The sequence below is a fragment of the Pseudomonas parafulva genome (assembly GCF_000800255.1).
GTDB lineage: Bacteria > Pseudomonadota > Gammaproteobacteria > Pseudomonadales > Pseudomonadaceae > Aquipseudomonas > Aquipseudomonas boreofloridensis.
This window is the reverse complement of record NZ_CP009747.1, coordinates 3,354,770-3,373,700: the sequence shown is the minus strand read 5'-3', so window position 1 is coordinate 3,373,700 and position 18,931 is coordinate 3,354,770. Positions and strand designations below refer to the sequence as shown.

The following is an 18,931-nucleotide window of genomic DNA, read 5'->3' as shown; positions in this document are numbered from 1 at the left end:
TGCTGCTTTTCATGCCCGTTGTCCGATCTCTGCCGGTTTCGCCAGGGCTTTGGCCAACTCGCGCACTTGGCGCTGGTCGGCTTCATTGATTCGTTGCAGTTGTTGGCCGAAGGTCGGTACGCCGAACACCCCGCGCAACCCCTGGTTGAGGTCGCTCTGTTTCCACTGGTTGCCACTGAACACATTCATCTCGGTGACGCCAGGCACCTCGCGAGCGAAGAGGGTGGCCAAGGTGCTGCCGCCGCCGAGACCGAGCAAGCCCTGGCCATCACTGGCACCCAGGCCGCTGTCGCTGCTGCCGAAGACCTGGGCGATGAAGCTCGGCGCACTGCTGGCCTGGCCGAGGAAGATGGTGCCCAGCGGCCGCAGATCGCCGCCCACGGTGCGCACCTCGAACAGCGAGCCCGGGGCCAGCGGCGAGAGGCTCTGGTTGATGACGAGGCCGGGCACCTGCGGCTGGATCACGGAAGGTTGCGGCAGGTTCGAAGTGACCGGCGGGTTGATGCGATACTCCGGATCGCCGACGTCCTGGGTCTGCCGGGTTTGGCCGGCGCTGACCAGGGATTGCACCAGCAGGTTGCCAGCGCTGTCCTGAATCCCGCTGTTCGGCGCATTGAGGCTCAAGGACAACGTGCCCTGCCCGCGCAGGTCTGCGACCACGATGCGGTAAGTCTGCGCGTCGATGCGTTGCACCGACTGCACCGCGCCGCTGGCACTGGCAGTGCCCAGCACGCTGAAATCAGTGGCGTCGACCCCACTGACCGCCTCGTCGAAGGTCAGGGTGAAGTTCAGGCTGCGATCGGTCGGCAGGACCGGCCCCTCCACGACGATGCTGCTTGGCCGTGGCGCCCGCGCATCGACCAGGATGCCGCGGGTGCTGCCGACATTGTTCAACCCGGTATTGGCGTCGTTGCCGCGGGCATCGCGCAGGGTGCCGCCGTTGGTGTCGATGCTCGACGCCACTGCAAAGCTGCTGTTACCGGCCATGCCGCTGGTCACGGTCAGGCGGAAGGTCAACGCCGTGCTGCCGGAACCGGACAGGTAGTCGGCGTAGACCACCCGGCCATTGTCCAGGGTGATGGCCAAGCGCGGGTTGCCGTCGCCGCTGTCCACCAGCACCGCTTCGTCGGTGTTGAGGGTGAAGTCGAGCGTCTGGCCGGCGGTGTAGGTGCCGCGGGCCGGTACGGTGACGCTGGTCACTGTCGGTGCCACGCGGTCGATGAGGTAGGTGCTGCCGTCCAGGCCGCCGCTGATCGGATTGCCCGCGACATCGACGATGCCGGTGTCGCTGGCATTCAGATCGAGGCGCACGTCGCCGGCGCCGGCCAGGTTGTCCACCAGCACCTGGTACGTGCGCCCGTCGATACGGGTGACCGAGGCAATGCGGCCGCTGGCGGTGCCGGTCACGGCCAGGGTGAAGTCGGCGCTGTCCACACCGCTCACCGACTCGTCGAAGGTCACCGTGTAGCGCAGGCTGCTGGCGTTGGTCGGGGTGATGTCGACACGGACGATATCGCTGACCTGCGGCGCCACGGTATCCACCACCACACCGCTGGCGGTGCCTGGGGCGTTGAGTTGCAGGTTCATATCGTTGCCGGCGGCATCGCGCAGGGTCGAACCGTTCAGATCGATGCTGCCCGGCAGGCCAATCCCGGCGGCAGCGTTGTTGCCCGCCTGGATGGTGTACTGGAACACCAGCGCCGAGCTGGACGAACCCGAGACATAGGTGGCGTAACGGGTAACGCCGCCGATGTTCAGGGCCAGGCGCGGCGTGCCGGTGCGGGTATCGACGTTGATGGTCTCGCTGGCATTCACGGTGAAGCTCAGCACGTCGCCGGTGTTGTAGGCGCCGCTTGGCGGCAGGGTGACCTCGGAGACCACTGGCGCGACAGCATCGACGTTGATTTGCGAGGTATCACCGACGTTGTTCAACGCCAGGTTGGCGTCATTGCCGAGCGCATCGCGCAAGGTCGCGCCGTTGAGCTGCACAGCGGTACCGAGCTGGATACCGTCACTGTCCAGTTGCCCGGTCGCCACGGTCATGCGCAAGACCAGGGCGTTGCTGCCCGCCCCGGACAGGTAGGTGGCGTAAGCCTTTTCGCCGTTGGCCAGGGTCACTTCCAGACGGGGCGAACCGCCGCGGGTGTCCAGTTGTACGGCCTCGTCGAGATGCACGGTGAAATCGAGGTTCTGCCCCGCCACATAGGTGCCGCCGTTGGGCACATCCACGCCGGTCACACTCGGCGCGACGCGATCGATGCTGTAGCTGGCGCCGTTCAGGCCTGCACTCAGGGCGTTGCCCGCCGCATCGACGATGCCGGTGCCAGTGGCATTGAGGTTGAGCTGTACAGTGCCGGTACCGGCCAGGTTGTCGACCAGCACGGTGTAGGTGCGGCCGTCGACGCGGGTGACGCTGGCGATATTGCCGCCAGCCGAGCCCGCGAGGGCCAGGGTGAACGCGTTGACATCGACCCCGCTCACGTCCTCGCTGAAGGTCACGGTGAAGCTGGCCGAGCTGCTGTTGGTCGGGCTGGTGCCGTCCCGCACGATAGTGCTCGCGGTCGGTACGGTAGTGTCCACCCGCACGGCCGGCAGGTTGCCGCTGCCCAGCGTCGGATCGATAGGGTTTCCGGCCAGGTCGGTCAGTGGCTCGCCGCGCAGGTCGAGGCTGTTGACCGCGATACCGTCGCTGTCGTTGTCGCCGGCCTGCACGATGTACTGGAACACCAGCCCGGCGCTGCCGCTGCCCGACACATAGGTGGCATAGCGGGTCACGCCACCGACATCGAGCACCAGGCGCGGTGGCAGTGCCCCGGTCTGCAGTGCTTCGCTGGCGTTGACGGTGAAGCTCAGCACGTCGCCGGCCTTGTAACTGCCCTCCAGCGGCGTGCCGACGCTGACCACCGTCGGCACCACGCCATCAACGTTGACGTTGGCAGTGCTGGCCACGGCGTTCAGGGTCGCCACCGTATCGTTGCCGGCGCTATCGCGGATCGCTCCCCCGTTGAGCTGCACTGCACTGCCCAGGGTCACGCCATTGCTGTCCAACTGGCCGCTGGCGACGGTCAGGCGGAACACCAGCGCGCTGCCACCGGAGCCGGAGACGTACTCGGCATACGCCGTACCACCGGTGTCCAGGGTTACAGCGATGCGCGGTACGCCGCCGGTACTGTCGACGACCACGTTCTCGCTGAAATTGACGGTGAAGTCGAGGTTCTGGCCAATGATGTAGGTGCCATCGGTCGGCGCCTGGACGTTCGCCACCACCGGCACCACGCCATCGACCACGATGTTGCTGCGCCCGCCGAGGGAGTCGGCGCCGCCCGCGGTCGGCAGGGTCAGCAGCGCCAGGTCGCTGGTGGTGTTGCTGATCAGTGCACCATTCATCCGCAGTGCGGCGGTGCTCTGGAAGTCCAGGTCGGCACTGGCGTCACCGGCTTGCACGGTGTATTTGAAGACCAGGGTATTGCTGCCCGAACCGCTGACATAGACCGCCTCGCGGTCGAGCAGGCCGGTTTCCAGCAGCAGGGTAGGGCTGCCGTTGCTGAGATCGACGTTGACCAACTGGTCCCAAGCCATGTTGATCAGCACTTCGTCACCGAGCTTCACGCTGCGGTCCAGGCCCTGTGCCCAGACGTGGGTGACCTTTGGGTTCACCGGGATCACGTTGATCGAAATGGTGTCGACATCGGTCTTCGCCCCGCCGCTGCCGGAGTTACCGTTGTCATTGGTCTCGATGGTCAGGCTGGCGGCGCCGAGGAAGGTGCTGCCGGACTTGAAGCTCAACGTCTGCAACGCGGCATTGATGTTGGCCCGGTTGCCCTCGAAGATCATGCTCGCGTCGTTGCTGCCGGTGCCCAGCAGCACGGTGATGCCGCTCAGGCTGCCCAGGCTGAGCGTGCCGTTGGTCGCAGTCAGGGTCACCGTCATCAAGCCATTGCCGGCGTCCACGTCGGTGATGGAGATGGCGTTGCCGTTGGCCGTATTGAAGCCCAGGGCGATGTTCTGCGAGACGGTCTGCGCGCCCGGCACGTTGTTGACCGGAGCATCGTTGACCGCGGTGACGTTGAGGATGACGGTCTTGGTGTCGGTCTTCTCGCCGCCGCTACCGCTGAAGCCCCTGTCGTTGAGGGTCACGGTCAGGGTCACGCTGGCAGTGGCGTCCTGGGCGGTCTTGAAGGTCAGGCCGTTCGCCGCGACGAAGAAGTTGATATCGACCAGGCTGCCGGACAGGGTCAGCACGCCGGTATCGGCGCCAGTGACGGTGACTCCCAGGCCAGTGGTCGCGCTCAGGGTACCGCTCGGCACCGAAAAGGTCGCGGTGACGGTGTTGATACCCGCATCGACGTCGGTGAAGCTGAAGCCGCTGATCACGCTCGCCACATCCTCGGTCACCGTGATGGATGCCGGCGCGGTAATCACTGGGGCGTCGTTCACCGCAGCGACCTGCAGGGTCACGGTGGTGGTGGCGTCGGACACGCTGGTGGTGTTGACGTTGATGGTCAAGGTCACATCGCCACTGGTATTGGTCGCCGGGGTGTAGAGCAGGCGGTTGGCGGCGATGAAGTTGTTGATGTTGGCCAGGGTGCCGCTCAGGGTCAGGGCCGTCGCAGTGCCGCCCACGGTCACGCCGCCGGTGCCGATGGCATTGAGGGTGCCGCTGCCCACCGAGAAAGTCACGACGCCGAGCGTGGAGTCGACGTCGCTGAAGCTGATCTGACCGAGCGCCGTGGGCGTGTCCTCGGTGATCGGCAGCGAGGCCACGGCACTGATGGTTGGCGAATCGTTGACCGCGGTGATGGTGACGTCACGGGTCACGGCGTTCGACGCGGCGTTGCTGCCATCGGTGACGATGAACTGCACGGTGCGCGTGGTGGTATTCGGGCTGTTCGAGGCATTGTTGTAGGTAATCGCCCGCAGCGCGGCCTCGAACTGGCCCACGGTCGCCTGATTGCCGGCAGAGGTCAGGGTCAGGGTGCCGTTGCCGACGGTCCAGGTGCCGATGATGTTGCCCATGGTCAGGCCGTCGTTGACGAAGCTCAGGGTGTCCTGGGCGCTGTAGTAGGTGAGCATGCGCACCGTGGCGCTGGTCGGGTTCGGACCGTCCGCATCGACCAAGCTCAGGCCCGAGTCCACCGCGACCGGGGTGGAGGCGACGTTGTTGCCCTCGATCCAGGATGCTGCTCCGCCGCTCACGGTAACCACCGGAGCGTCGTTGATCGCCGTGACCACCACACTGGCGGTGTCGGTACCCGTGGAGTAGGCCGAAGTACCGCCGGAAATGCTGGTGTCGCGCTTGGTGCCTTCGAGGCCAGCGGTGCCGCCGGTCTGGTCCCAGGCCTTGTAGATGAGGGTCGCGGTTTCGCCGTGGATGCCATCCGGGACGAAGCGCACCCTGTTGTTCACATTCAGGATCAGCGCCGTGGCAGTCGAGACCCCGCCGACATCGCTCCAACTGCTGCCGTTATCGAGGCTGTATTGCCATTTGCCATAGGTGCCGGTCAGTCCGGTGATGGCTATCCCCTTTACCGCACCAGTATCGACATCGGTAATGCCGCCGATCAGCGAACTGACCGAGTTGCCCGCGTTGTTGATCGAGGTGTCGGTGATCCCGGTCAGGATCGGCAATACGCCGGTCATGACCGGCGCGTCGTTGACCGAGGTCACCGGCTGGTTGGCCAGCGCAGTGGCGGTGGAGAACGCCGTGGTGCCGCCGTTACTGCTGGTGTCCGCGGTGCCGCGGATGCCGTTGACCGAGGCGCTGCCGATAGTCTGGTCCCAGGCACGGAAGGTCAGGCTGGCCGTCTCGCCGTTGGCGCCATCAGGGACGTAGCGAACATAGGTGGTGGAACCCAGCAGCAACGCGCTGGTGCTGGATACGGCACCGAAGTCGGTCCAGTTGGCGTTGTCGGTGGAGTACTGCCAGAGGCCGTTGCCGGACTTGGTGATCACCGCGATACCGCGCAGGGCACCGACATCGGGGTCGACCAGGGTGTAGTTGGTCAGCAGGGTCGAGATCCGCATGCCGCTGCTGGTCGTGTCCTCGTTGATGCTGGGCAGGCTGTAGGGCCCGCCGGCGAGGACCGGCGCATCGTTGATACCGACCACGGTCACGGTGCTGGAGATGCCGATGGCTGCGGTAGGCAGGCCGCCATTCGCCGAGCCGCCGTCATCACTCACGGTATTGAGGGTCACCACCCGGTTGGCGGTGTTCGGGCTCTCGCTGTCGTTGCGATAGGCCATGCTGTTGAGAATGGTCTGCGCCGTCGCCACGTCCAGGCCTGCGCCGCTGCTGAGGGTGACGCTGGCGGTGCCGCTGGTCACCGAGACCGTGACCACCGTGCCGTTGTTGCTGGTCACCACGCTGGTGCCGTTGACCAGGGTAATGTCGCTGCCGTCGATCACCAGTTTCTCGGCGGCGCCGTTGGCCACGCCGCTGACGGTGAAGGTGATCTGGGCCACTTTCTGCCCGGACTCGACCGTGTTGATCGTCGCGCCGCTGAACAGCTGTACCGCCGAGGTGTTCTCGGTGTAGGTCGGGTTGGTGGCGCTGGCGTTGACCACCGGCGTGTCGTTGACCGGCAGCACATCGAGGGTGACCACGGACGCTGTGCTGTTGCCGCCGGCGCCGTCATCCATGCTGATCGATACGCTGCGCTGCGTGGTCGACGGTTCGGTGGTGTTTGAATTGCGGTAGGCCAGGTTATGCACCAGGGCGCCGACCGTGGTCGGGTTGGCATTGCTGGTGAAGGTGATCACCAGCGGGTTGCCGTTGCTGCCGCCGGTGAAGGTACCGATCACCAGGCCGTTGTACATGATCGAAGCGCCGGAAAGGATGATCTTGTTGGCCCCGGCGACTTCGTCGCGGATGAACAGCACGTCCTGGGCAGCGGTACCGCCGGCCGTGATCTGCACGGTCATCTTGCCGCCGCTGAAGTTGACCGAGTCGGCGTCGCTGACTGTCGCGTTGCCACCGGAGTCGAGCAGCACGTAGGCGCTGTCCTCGACGTAGCTGACGGAGTCGCCATTGAGGTTGCCGATCACCGGCGCGGCCACTGCGGCGACGGTGAAGTTCAGCGAGGTGTTGTCGCGGATGCCCTTGTACACCTGGCCGTTGGCATTGGCGAAGGTCTTGTTGTCGATGCGTACGGCATAGGCCACCCCGGCGACCATGTCGGCTGGTGGGTCGATGGTCCAGGTGGTGCCGCTGCCGGTGACGCTGGCGGTGGTCACGTCGATGGTCTGGATGACCTGGTTGTCGCTGGTGCGCACGATGTAGATGTTGCCCGTGCCCTTGGTCACCGACTGGTCAAAGGTCAGGGTGATGTTGGCGTTTGGGCTGACGGTCAGGCTGTCGTCGGCCGGGGTTGAACTGACCAGTTTGGGCAGGCCGCCGCTCTGGTAAAAGATCTTGGTGCTGTTGGCCGTGGCCGAGGTGGATATCAGGTCGAGGTCGCCATCGCCGTCGAAGTCGCCGACACGGAACTGCTGCGCAGAGATGTCGGGCAGGACCACGTTGGCGAACGGCGAGCTGCTCTGGTCCACATCGACGAAGGTACCGTTGTCGTTGCGCACGTAGCGGAACAGCGAACCGTTGTTACCGGTCTGGTAAAGGATGTCAGCATCGCCATCGCCATCGAAGTCGGCCACGATCGCCCGGGTCACGGCCACGGTCGGCAGGCCGGCAGAGCTGGTCATGTCGACGAAGGTGCCGTGGTTGTTGCGCAAATACTTCATCTGCGCGCCGGCCGCGACGTAAAGGAGGTCGGTATAACCGTCGCCGTCCACGTCTGCCGCCTTGTAGTTATAGGCGTTGAAGTCCGGCAGCGTGATGCCGCCGAAGGGCCAGGCGCTATCGGCGCTGGTCAGGGTGGTGAAGGTGGGTGTGCTGCCGCCATTGTTCATCGCCACCGCCCAACTCGAGCCGGTCCCGCTGGTCTGGTAGAGAATATCGAGGGCGCCGTCGCCGTTGTAATCGCCCACCAGGGTCCGAACGCCAAAGGCAGGCCCGGTCACATCCTGGCTGGTGAAACCGCTGCCGTTGTTGAGATAGAGCTTCATAGTCGGGCCGCTCAGCGGCGCAGCCAGCAGGTCGATGCGACCGTCGCCGTTGAAGTCCGCGGCATGGAAGTTGATCCCGCCAGTGGACGCATCACCCAGGGCCAGACCGTTGAACATCGAGTTGCTTTGGTCGTAGGTGGTGAACGTACCGTTCGCGTTGCTCTCGGCGTAGTACCAGAGGCCGTTGGCACCGCTGGCCTGATAGAGAATATCGGCGCGGCCATCACCGTTGAAGTCGCCGACCACGTACTTCATCAGGTTGCCGGAAGCACCCAGTACCGGCGCGCTGGCCACCGTGCCGCCCGAGTAACTTGAAACCATCAGGCTGTCGTAGCCGCTGACGTTCAGCGCAGCGGTCTCGATGGCGCCGCTGCTGCGTTCGAGGGTCCAGTTGCCGCCTAGCGCCGCAGACCCGGTGTCATCCGCCGAGGCAGCAACGTCGGCACCGGTAATCGCGCCCAACTGGTCGATGAAGGCCTGGCCTTTGTCGCCCTGGCCCACATCGCAGCCGTAGATCATCAGGTCGCCGTCGGCCTTGAGCGCGGCACCGATGCTCTCCAGTGCCGCACGATGTTCGGCGAGGTTGTTGCTGGCCAGCCAGACATTGCCCAGTTGGACGGTACCGTCGGCGCCATGAGACAACAGGTGGATGGCATCGAGGTTCTCGCGGCCCTTGAGGTAGTCGGCCATCTGCTGCAGGCCGTCCTTGTCCGGATCGAGGACCACCACTTCGGCGGTGGCCGGCAAGCCTTCGAGCAGTTGCCCGATATTGTTGACCTGACCATCGACGAACACCACTTCATGGCGCTGGGTGCCCTGCTGCTGGCTCGCGGTTTCGCCGGAAGCGGCCGGAGCCTGGCTGGTTTCAGTGCTGGAGGTGCTGTCCTTGGCCGCGTCGGCAGTGGTCTGCGCCGCAGCATCCTGGGCGACCACGCCCACGGACGCATCGAACATGATCCGCGGTTCAAGGGCCATCAGCAGCGGAGCCTGCGCGGGATCAACGGGCTGGGGCTGCTGGGCGGACTTGCGCGAGAACCGTTCGATGAATTTCATGGTGCACCTCTTGGTGGTTACCGCATCGCCCGCTGGGGCCATGCGATCAAAAAAGTGGCGGTACCCAGGGGCACCGCCGGATGTTGCCGTTAATTGCGAGTCGGGAAAATGCCCTGCATCGCAATGATGAAGTTCACTGTGATAAAGGGACTGAGTATCGAAGACGGCATGTTGCCGCCGGCAACTGTCGCAGTACCGGTTACCGACACGCCACCGGTCAGGGCCACCGGCTGTGGCGCCAGGTTGACGCGAGGCAGTGGATTGCCACTGTTGTCGTTACCGCTGTGGAACAACTGGTAGGTGGTGCCAGCGCCATCGTTGGGGATGCCCAGGCAGCCGCCGGAAATGGGCACAACGCTGGTGGCATCGGCATTCACCACTTGGGCGGTCGAGGTTGCCGCGAGGGTGCTGCTGGTGAACATGTTCAGCACGTGTGTGTGGGCCGGCATATTGCTCGACAACTGGGTCACCGACTCGCTGCCGCCTTGCTCGCCCATTTGGTAGTTCGACAGGCCAGGGCCCTGGCCCTGGCCCACCGGCGCGCGGCTACGCAGATCCGGCAGCGCGAAGGTAGTAGCGCCGTTGCCCCCGAACTGGGTACCCAGCAGAGCGAACAATGCATTGTTCTGACTCACCGGTACCACCTGGCCTGCGCACAGCGACCAGCCGTACGGGGCGAAATCGAACCCTGCCATCCTGATTTCACCGAGATAGGGATCAGCCATCGGACTCTTCCTTATGTTGACTTGCGTGGTTGGTTGAACTGCGAATCAAGGCGCATCGGCAACCGCAACGCGGTCGCGATGAATAACCGCTTCAAGTACATGGCGGCCGTCGGCTTCGGGGCGCATCGGGCTCATCAGCAAGGCCCAGGGCTGCGCACGGCCAGGGCCGTACAGGTTGAACACCGCTTGCGGCAGCACGACCCCGTGAGGCAAGGCCAGCACCAGCGAATAACACTCGTAGTGCTCGTTCATGGCGATACCCTCGCGCACCTCCAGCAGGCTGACCCGCAGGCCATGATCGTGGGCGATCTGCAGCACGAAGCCTTCGGGATCGGCGTCGAGCAGTTCCTGACGGCTGGGTATGGCGTCGTGCACGGGCGCGTTCATGAGACTTTCCTTGTATCGGTGCGGGCGTCGCGGCGCAGTTTCAGATACACGCCGGAATCGCCACAGACATGAAAGCCCAGCCGGCCATACAGCCGCTGTGCCGGATTGAAGTATTCGACGAACAGTTCGACCTTGAGCCCCTGTTCATCCGCTCGGCGCAATTGCGCTTCGATCAGGGTGGAGCCGATACCCCGCCCCTGGAATTCGGGCAGCAGGGTTATATCGATCAGATTGAGAGTGGTCGGCCCCCAGAACATATAGAGACGGCCAATAGGCTGGCCATAAAGTTCTATGATCAATAATTCCCCATCGGAATAATGGGCCTGATAGTAAGTATGCTGAGCATTGAATTGTTGGCTGAGAAAAGCCGCGATCTGCTCGGCGGGCCAGCCGGTGTGGGACATCTCCTCGGCACGCGACCCGGCAAACAAACGTTCGATAAAAGCCCTGTCGCCTGGATGCAGGGCACGGAGGGTCACGGCGTCCTTTATCATCAATGCGAACATCCCTGTTGAATACGCCGATTAATAACTTAGCAAACTAACTTTTCATGCTGCGTCGCATGGCGCCAACTTGCATGGCGCATTGACATTAGATTACCGCAGCTGTCTTACAACCGCACGACTAAAATCCACTTTCTCTAACGCCGATCGCTGCCATACGTCGCCACGCTGCGCACAGCAGCGATTCGCGCTTGCCGTCAAGGACGACCAGGCCGCGTATCGGGTGCGAAATGGGTTTTTGCGCACTGTTTCCGAGCGTGAACTGCGCGCCATAGTGCGCCTGCAACGGCTTCGCCCGCTTCTCATCGTCACGACGGGTCGCAATCGGGCCGTGATGGTCGGAAATCAGCGCTTCCTGATCGATAGAGGCCACGCCAGTGGCGTCCAGTGAATCCAGGGTCACCGGCAAGGAATCGCGCAATACGTCATCGGCGACGAAATGCCCGACGGTGCCCGGTGCCACTCGCCACAGATCGGCTTCGGCCACGTATCCGCGCAGGCGCAGGCCCGCGTCGGCGATTTGCGCCAGCGGCAGTTCGGCACTGACCCAGCGGCCGGGCGCCAGGTTGTCCGCCAGGTCGCGTACGGTGCCGGCATGGGGCGCGCGCAACACCAGGCGCTCGCGTTGGGCCGCCAAGCCGCGGTACTCCGCCAGAGCTTCAGCCAGGCGCTGTTCGAGAATGCCGCTGTCGGCGGCGGTTTCGCTGCGTCCGGACTGGCGGCGCAACTGCAACTGGAGGATCTCGATCTCGCGTCGGCCAATGCCTATGCGCGCCTCGAGGTCGGGTGATTCCAGGGTCATCAGCACCTGATTGGCCTCGACCCGTTCACCGTCCTTGACCCGTACCTCGCGAATCCGCGCCGCCGCCGGCGCATGCAAGGCGCTGAAACGGGACGCTTCGAGCATTGCCGGCACTTCCACGCCGCTGCGCCATGGCACTACCAGCAGGGCCAGCAGTAAGGTCAGGCCGAGGCCGACGAACAGCACCTTGCGTGGCTGGGCCTTGTCCCGGTGCTGCCACCAGTGCTGCCATTCGCGCCAGATCGGCAGGCCGATGAACCAGACCAGCTCGACCATCATCAGGAAAATGCCGAGCACCTTGAAGAACAGGTGATAGACCGCCAGGGCGATGCCGAAGAACAGCACCGCCCGCCAGATCCACGAGGCGTAGCTCCAGCACAGCAGGCGCCGGCGCAGCTTCGGCGACCAGCGCTCGGGCATCGGTTCGCCGTAGCTGAAGAGTTTTTCGCGCAAGTGCCAGCGGCCCAGGGCAAAGCCGCGCCCCTGCAGATTGTCGACGCCCCACAGGTCGCTGAGCAGGAAGTAGCCATCGAAACGCATCAGCGGATTGACGTTGATCGCCAGGGTGGTAATCCAGGTCGCGCTGGCGAGCATGAAGGCGGCCGTGCGCCCAGCCCCGTCCGGCAGCAACGACCAGGCCAGCAAGGCGATACAGGCCAGGATCAATTCAGCGAGCACACCACCGGCACCGATCAGCACGCGGGTACGGCGGTCCTGCACGCGCCAGGCGTCGCTGACGTCGGTGTAGAGCATCGGCAGCAGGACCATGAACGCCACGCCCATGCTCGGCACCCGACAGCCGGCGCGCTTGGCCATGTAGGCATGGCCGAACTCGTGACACAGCTTGGCAAAGCCCAAGGCGATAGCGAACGCAGCCATGCCGCCCAGGCTAAGCAGATGGGGGAAGGTCGCCAGGAAGTGCTCCCAGTCGCGCATCACCAGGAACAGACCGAGCAGCAGCACGCTCGGTAGGCCATAGCGCAACAGGTTGCCGCCATGGCGTTCGAGCCAGGGCCAGGTGCGATTGAGGAAAGTGTCCGGACGCCACAGGGGAATGCGGAAGAACAGGTATTTGTGCAGGACTTGGGTCCAGAGACCCTGCCGCTGGGCAGCAGCCTTGGCGGTGTAACTGGCGCGCTGCTCTTCATCCACGGCACTGACCAGATCATTGCCACGCAGAAAACGCAGCAACTCCTCCACCGCCGCCCCGGTCAAGGGTGCACCCGGCTCGGCGTTGGCGGCGTTCAGCACCCGCTGCGGATCGCCCAGCGCCCAATGGCGCAGCAAGCGCATGGCAGGCGTGCCGAGCTTGAAAAAGCGCCCGCGCAGGGGATCGGCGAGGGTCCAGCTGGGGGAACCGTCGAGCCCCGGCGCACCTGCCGAGAGCTGCAGGTCGGGACGCAGTGCCGGCAACCTCACAGGCCCACCGCCTGGCGCAAGGCCGCCAAGGGCCGGCGCAACAGGTACAGGGCCAGCGGGGCACGGTCACCGAAGACTTTGGCGGTGCCACGCAGGCCGATCCGCGGCGGTGCGTTTTCGAAGCGGGCGTCGAGCCGATAGGCCAATTGCCCGGCCGGGGTGTTCTGCGCCTGGTAGGCCGCGCGCTCAAGCACTGCGTTGTGTCGGTTCAACGGATCGCTGTCGAGAAACAGCGCCACTTCGGCGCCCCTCTCCAGGCCGATGGCATCGGCTACCGGCAGTTCGATGCGCAATTCGGCCTGGGCCGGATCGGCAATTTCCATCAGGCGCTCGCCCGTGCGCATCGGTTTGCCGACAAAGCGCTGAGCATCGGCGAACACGGCAATGCCATCGCGCTCGGCGCGCACCTCGCTGCGCGCCAGCAGGTTACGGGCGTAATCACGCTCGGCGCGTTTCTGTTCGACCCGGGCCGCCAACAGATCGAGACGGGCACTGGAGTCGGCATCGGAAAAGGCGCGCTGGGTATTGGCCTTGAGCTCGGCCTCGGCGACGCCAAGGGTGCGCTGGGCGACATCGGCCTGAGCCTTGAGGGTGGTGGCGTCGAAACGCACCAGCACCTCACCGGCCTTGACTGACTGGTTGGGCTTGACCAGGACCTCGGCCACCACACCGTCCAGCGGCGCGGCGATCACCTGGCCGTTGCGCGGCGCAACCTCGGCCGGTGCCAGCACCGACTGGCGCACGGGCACCAGCAGTACCAGCAGCAGCGCAGCGGCCAGTGCCCAGCGGGTCCGCGCCGGCCAGCGCAGGCGCCACGGCTTGCCTGGCTGCAGCGCACGCCAGGCGTGGCTGTAGCAGTCGCCGAGTTGCGCCAGCAGGGCCTGCTCGGCATCGTTCCACGGCATGTCGCGGGCCAGCCAGAGGCCACCGAATACTTCGCCCTGGCGGTCCTTCAACGGCAGCCAGAAGGCATGGGGCGCCGACAGCGCCTGCCAGTCATCACGGCAGGCCTGATCCAGGTCCTGCGGGGGCACCACGCCCGGCAGTGCAAAGCGTTGGCTGGCGGCCAATACCTTGGCGGCGCGCTCGATGAACACCACGAATGGCGCATTCGGCTCAACCGCACTGACGCCGGTCAGGGCGCGAACCTTGCCGGTGATCAACAGCGCGCCATGGCGATAGCCGAACAGCGCCTGGCTGTCGTTGACCATGCTGAACGCCAGCTCTTGCACTGAGGGCGCAGATCGAGCCTGGCGCTCCAGCTTCAGGTACTGGGCCAGCAGTTGCTCGAGTGCGCCGGGAACGGGAGCGTTCATTTGCTCTGCGCAAAGTGCGCAGTCCCGCTCATGCCGGACAGCAGGCCAGGGGTATTGGCTGGAACACTGGCGATCAGCAGCAGGGTCTGGCTGCCTTCGTCGATGCGTGCCCCCAGGCGCTTGACCACTGCATCGATCGGCTTGCCGGTTTCATCGGGGACGAAGCTGAAGGTCTGATCCGGCTTGAGCTTGCCCAACCAGCTCGACGGCACCAGCAGATGGATTTCCAGGGAGCGATTGTCGACGATCTCCAGCAGCGGCGCGCCACTGGCCACGCTCTCGTGGGCCTGGACCCGACGCTGCACCACCTGGCCGTCATAAGGCGCCTTGACCTGGCAACGCTGCACCTGCACCTGATAGACCTGAGCCTCGGCCTGAGCCTGGGCTTGGCGCGCTTCGGCCAGGGATACCTCGAACTTGCCGACCGAATTCAGCGCGGCCAGTTGCTGCTTGTTGCGTAGCTCTTCACGGGCAGCGCGCACAGCGGCGCCTGAAGCGTTAGCCTGGGCCTGGTAGGCACTGCAGTCGAAGCGCACCAGCATATCGCCCTTGCGGAACGACTGGCCTTCGCTATAGGGAATCTCGGTGACCCGACCGGACAACTCGCTGGCCAGCACGGCCTGGGAACGGGCGCGCAGCACACCGCGGACTTCGCTGCCGCTGTTGGAGGCGGCGCTCTCGAGCAACGGGTCGCCTTCGGTTGCGGCCTGTGCACCACCTGACATCAAAGCCAACGCCGCCCACCACATTGCCTGCTTCATTGCGGTACATCCCTGTCAAAGGTCTGGATTGGTTCAACTGGAGTATCGGCCACTGTTCACAGAACGTGAATGCCACTTATCACTGTCGGTAGTTAGTGTTCGAGGCGCCGCAGCAAGGGAAAGAAGTTGCGGCCGGATTCTGAGCGATCCGCACAAATCCAATCAAGTGCCTGAGCGTGCAGGTGCACCTCTTCACGCAGCAGAAGCGCCATGCTCACGCGCACTGGGTGTGAGAAATCGCAGCACCGCTCAACTTCAGGGGGCAGTTGCAGGCGTGGGTAAAGGGCGGGGTGAGGGGGGGGGGGGAGGGGGTGGACTTCAGGTGAGCCCTGTAAGCCTTCTGGAAAGCGCCACCCGAGATGAGCCCGGGCTAGCACTTTACGAATTGACGACCCACCATCGTGTCCAGAGGTCGGCGCACGATGGTGGGTTGTCAATGAGCGATCATTATACGTTGAAGCGGAAGTGCATCACGTCGCCATCTTTGACGATGTAGTCCTTGCCTTCCAGGCGCCATTTACCGGCTTCCTTGGCACCGGCTTCACCCTTGAACTGGATGAAGTCGTCATAGGCAACCACTTCGGCGCGGATGAAGCCTTTCTCGAAGTCGGTGTGGATCACGCCGGCAGCCTGCGGGGCGGTAGCGCCGACGCGCACGGTCCAGGCGCGAACTTCCTGCACGCCAGCGGTGAAGTAGGTCTGCAGGTTGAGCAGCTCGTAGCCAGCGCGGATCACCCGGTTCAGGCCGGGCTCTTCCAGGCCCAGGGCTTCGAGGAACATGTCCTTCTCTTCGCCGTCGTCGAGCTCGGCGATCTCGGCTTCGATCTTGTTGCACACCGGCACCACCACCGCGCCTTCTTCCTCGGCGATGGCCTTGACCACATCCAGATGCGGGTTGTTGTCGAAGCCGTCTTCGGCCACGTTGGCGATGTACATCACCGGCTTGCTGGTCAGCAGGTGGAAGCCACGCACCACGGCCTTTTCATCGGCGCTCATGTGCTTCATCAGGCTGCGCGCGGGCTTGCCTTCGGTGAAGTGCGGGATCAATTGCTCGAGGATGGCTTTCTGCGCCAGGGCTTCCTTGTCGCCGCCCTTGGCGTTGCGCGCGACTTTCTGCAACTGTTTCTCGCAGCTGTCGAGGTCGGCGAAGATCAGTTCCAGGTCGATGATCTCGATGTCGCGCTTGGGGTCGACGCTGTTGGAAACGTGAATCACGTTCTCGTCTTCGAAGCAGCGCACCACGTGAGCGATGGCGTCGGTCTCGCGGATGTTGGCCAGGAACTTGTTGCCCAGGCCTTCACCCTTGGAGGCCCCGGCGACCAGGCCGGCGATGTCGACGAACTCCATGGTGGTCGGCAGGATGCGGTTGGGCTTGACGATCTCGGCCAGCGCCGCCAGGCGGGCGTCGGGCATGGGCACGATGCCGCTGTTCGGCTCGATGGTGCAGAAAGGGAAGTTCTCCGCCGCGATACCGGATTTGGTCAGGGCGTTGAACAGGGTGGACTTGCCGACGTTGGGCAGGCCGACGATGCCGCAATTGAAACCCATGGGAATTCCCCTTTCTAGAGAGTCAGGCCTTCTGGCTGTGCAGCTCGCGCATGGCCTTGGCGAAGTCGCCGGCCAGGACGTCCGGCAGCACGCCGAGGGCAAAATCGATGCTGGTGTCGAGCTTGTCCTGCTCGGCGCGCGGCGCGCGGCCCAGGACGAAGTTGGAAACCAGTTTTGCATCGCCCGGGTGGCCGATGCCAAGCCGCAGGCGGTGGAAGTCGTTCTGGTTGCCGAGCTGCGCGATGATGTCGCGCAGGCCGTTATGCCCGCCGTGGCCACCGCCGCGCTTGAGCTTGGCGACGCCTGGGGGCAGGTCGAGTTCGTCATGCGCCACCAGGATCGCTTCCGGCTTGATGCGGAAGAAATTCGCCAGAGCCGCCACGGACTGGCCGCTGCGATTCATGTAGGTGGTGGGGATGAGCAGGCGAACGTCTTGGCCTTGATGGCTGAACTTAGCCGTCAGGCCGAAATATTTCTTGTCGACGGTCAGCGACACGCGCTGGGCGCTGGCAAGGCGTTCAACGAAAAGAGCCCCTGCGTTATGCCGGGTCTGTTCGTATTCGGGGCCGGGGTTACCCAGGCCGACGATCAACTGGATGGCGGTCACGTCAGGGACTCTTCCTTGGAGTGGCGGGGTTACAGGGCGCGCGGCACTGTAACCCGACCGACACCGGCGCGCGAGTGGATTACTCGGCAGCGCCTTCTTCTTCGGCTTCAGCGGACACGCGTGGTGCGTGAACGTTGGCGATAGCCTTGTCATCACCGTGGGCCAGTGCGACGAATTCAACGCCTTTCGGCGCTTTCAGGTCGGACAGGTGGATGATGGTGCCGATTTCAGCGTTGGCCAGGTCGACTTCGATGAACTCAGGCAGGTCTTTCGCTTCGCAGGAAACTTCGATTTCGTTTTCTACGTGGGAGACTTCACCGCCTTTCTTGACCGGCGCTTCTTCGCCGATGAAGTGAACCGGGACCTTGGCAGTCAGCTTCTGGCCAGCCACGACGCGGACGAAGTCGGCGTGCATGATGAAGCCTTTGGCTGGGTGACGCTGCAGGGCCTTGACCAGGACGTTCTGCTTCTTGCCGTCGACGTTCAGTTCCAGAACGTGGCTGAAGGCAGCCTCGTTTTCGAACAGCTTGGTAATTTCCTTGGTCAGGATGGTCAGGGACTCGGCGTCCTTGTTACCACCGTAGACAACGGCAGGGATGCTCAGCGAGTGACGCAGGCGGCGGCTCGCACCTTTCCCCAGGTCAGTACGCGCTTGGGCGTTCAGGGTGAATTCGTTCATTGTGTTTCTCCAAAATAGCCCCCCGAGGACGTTTGCGACCAGCGTCAACGGGGATGGCAAAAAAGCCCCGCCCCAACAACGGGTGTTGGGGCGGGGCGCTTTTCGTCAGCGTGCGTTCCGCTTAGCGGAACATCGCGCTGATCGATTCTTCGTTGCTGATGCGGCGGACCGCTTCAGCGACGACCGGTGCGATATCCAATTGGCGGATACGGTCACAGGCCTGAGCAGCGGCAGACAGCGGGATGGTGTTGGTCACCACCAGCTCGTCGAGTACCGACTTCTCGATGTTCTCGATCGCACGACCCGACAGTACCGGGTGAGTGCAATAGGCGTAGACCTTGGCAGCGCCGTGGTCTTTCAGGGCCTTGGCCGCGTGGCACAGGGTGCCGGCGGTGTCGACCATGTCGTCTACCAGGATGCAGGTGCGTCCCTCGACGTCGCCGATGATATGCATCACCTCGGAGTGGTTCGCTTTCTCGCGGCGTTTGTCGATGATCCCCAGATCGACGCCCAGCGACTTGGCCACGGCGCGCGCACGCACAACGCCACCGATGTCGGGGGAAACGATCATGAGGTTATCGAAACGCTGGTCTTCGATGTCGTCGACCAGTACGGGCGAGCCGTAGATGTTGTCGACGGGGATATCGAAGAACCCCTGGATCTGGTCTGCGTGCAGGTCGACGGTGAGTACACGGTCGATACCCACGACAGTGAGCATGTCAGCGACCACTTTGGCGCTGATGGCTACACGTGCCGAACGCGGACGACGGTCCTGGCGGGCGTATCCGAAGTAGGGAATCACGGCGGTGATTCGCGAAGCTGAGGAGCGGCGGAAGGCGTCGGCCATCACTACCAGTTCCATCAGATTATCGTTGGTCGGGGCGCAGGTCGGCTGAATGATAAACACGTCCTTACCGCGGACGTTCTCATTAATCTCAGTGCTGATTTCGCCGTCGGAGAACTTGCCGACAGAAACATCACCCAGTGGGATATGCAGCTGACGTACGACACGCCGAGCCAGATCGGGGTTGGCATTCCCCGTGAAGACCATCATCTTGGACACGCGCAGT

The 18,931-nt window shown here is 64.1% G+C and carries 10 protein-coding genes and 2 pseudogenes; all 12 read right to left on the bottom strand.

The features are described from left to right. Positions 1–9: 9 nt before the first annotated feature. The 12 genes and pseudogenes from NJ69_RS14630 to NJ69_RS14580 all read right to left on the bottom strand — a co-directional run bounded on the left by NJ69_RS14630 (position 10) and on the right by NJ69_RS14580 (position 18,924). On the bottom strand, positions 10–9,114 hold the full coding sequence (locus tag NJ69_RS14630) for a DUF4347 domain-containing protein (protein WP_039580230.1): 9,105 nt from the start codon (positions 9,112–9,114) through the stop codon (positions 10–12). An 89-nt stretch (positions 9,115–9,203) separates the two neighbouring features. Further along, positions 9,204–9,839, bottom strand: coding sequence for a phage tail protein (locus tag NJ69_RS14625; RefSeq protein WP_039580227.1), 636 nt, complete (start codon positions 9,837–9,839; stop codon positions 9,204–9,206). A gap of 45 nt (positions 9,840–9,884) precedes the next feature. Continuing rightward, on the bottom strand, positions 9,885–10,226 hold the full coding sequence (locus NJ69_RS14620) for a DUF6916 family protein (RefSeq protein WP_029614338.1): 342 nt from the start codon (positions 10,224–10,226) through the stop codon (positions 9,885–9,887). Then, complete coding sequence (locus tag NJ69_RS14615) at positions 10,223–10,705, bottom strand: GNAT family N-acetyltransferase (RefSeq protein ID WP_245219451.1); 483 nt, start codon at positions 10,703–10,705, stop codon at positions 10,223–10,225. The genes NJ69_RS14620 and NJ69_RS14615 overlap by 4 nt, the downstream gene beginning before the upstream one ends. A 145-nt stretch (positions 10,706–10,850) precedes the next feature. Further along, complete coding sequence (locus NJ69_RS14610; RefSeq protein WP_039580222.1) at positions 10,851–12,950, bottom strand: HlyD family efflux transporter periplasmic adaptor subunit; 2,100 nt, start codon at positions 12,948–12,950, stop codon at positions 10,851–10,853. Continuing rightward, positions 12,947–13,951, bottom strand: a pseudogene (locus tag NJ69_RS14605) (efflux RND transporter periplasmic adaptor subunit); the annotation flags it as partial. The pseudogene NJ69_RS14605 and the gene NJ69_RS14610, both read right to left, overlap by 4 nt. A gap of 77 nt (positions 13,952–14,028) precedes the next feature. After that, positions 14,029–14,266, bottom strand: a pseudogene (locus NJ69_RS23220) (HlyD family secretion protein); the annotation flags it as partial. Beyond that, positions 14,263–15,027, bottom strand: a complete 765-nt coding sequence (locus tag NJ69_RS14600) for an efflux RND transporter periplasmic adaptor subunit (RefSeq protein WP_039580217.1) — start codon at positions 15,025–15,027, stop codon at positions 14,263–14,265. The gene NJ69_RS14600 and the pseudogene NJ69_RS23220, both read right to left, overlap by 4 nt. A gap of 447 nt (positions 15,028–15,474) precedes the next feature. Continuing rightward, positions 15,475–16,575: a redox-regulated ATPase YchF gene (ychF, locus tag NJ69_RS14595; protein WP_029614336.1), complete on the bottom strand. Its 1,101-nt coding sequence runs from the start codon at positions 16,573–16,575 to the stop codon at positions 15,475–15,477. Between the two features lie 22 nt (positions 16,576–16,597). Next, positions 16,598–17,182 (bottom strand): aminoacyl-tRNA hydrolase, encoded by a 585-nt coding sequence (gene pth / locus NJ69_RS14590; protein ID WP_029614335.1) that lies wholly within the window; start codon positions 17,180–17,182, stop codon positions 16,598–16,600. Between the two features lie 79 nt (positions 17,183–17,261). Beyond that, the gene (locus NJ69_RS14585; protein ID WP_029614334.1) at positions 17,262–17,861 is read right to left on the bottom strand and encodes a 50S ribosomal protein L25/general stress protein Ctc; all 600 of its coding nucleotides are present in this window, start codon (positions 17,859–17,861) and stop codon (positions 17,262–17,264) included. A gap of 121 nt (positions 17,862–17,982) precedes the next feature. Further along, positions 17,983–18,924, bottom strand: a complete 942-nt coding sequence (locus NJ69_RS14580) for a ribose-phosphate pyrophosphokinase (protein ID WP_029614333.1) — start codon at positions 18,922–18,924, stop codon at positions 17,983–17,985. Between the last annotated feature and the right edge of the window lie 7 nt (positions 18,925–18,931).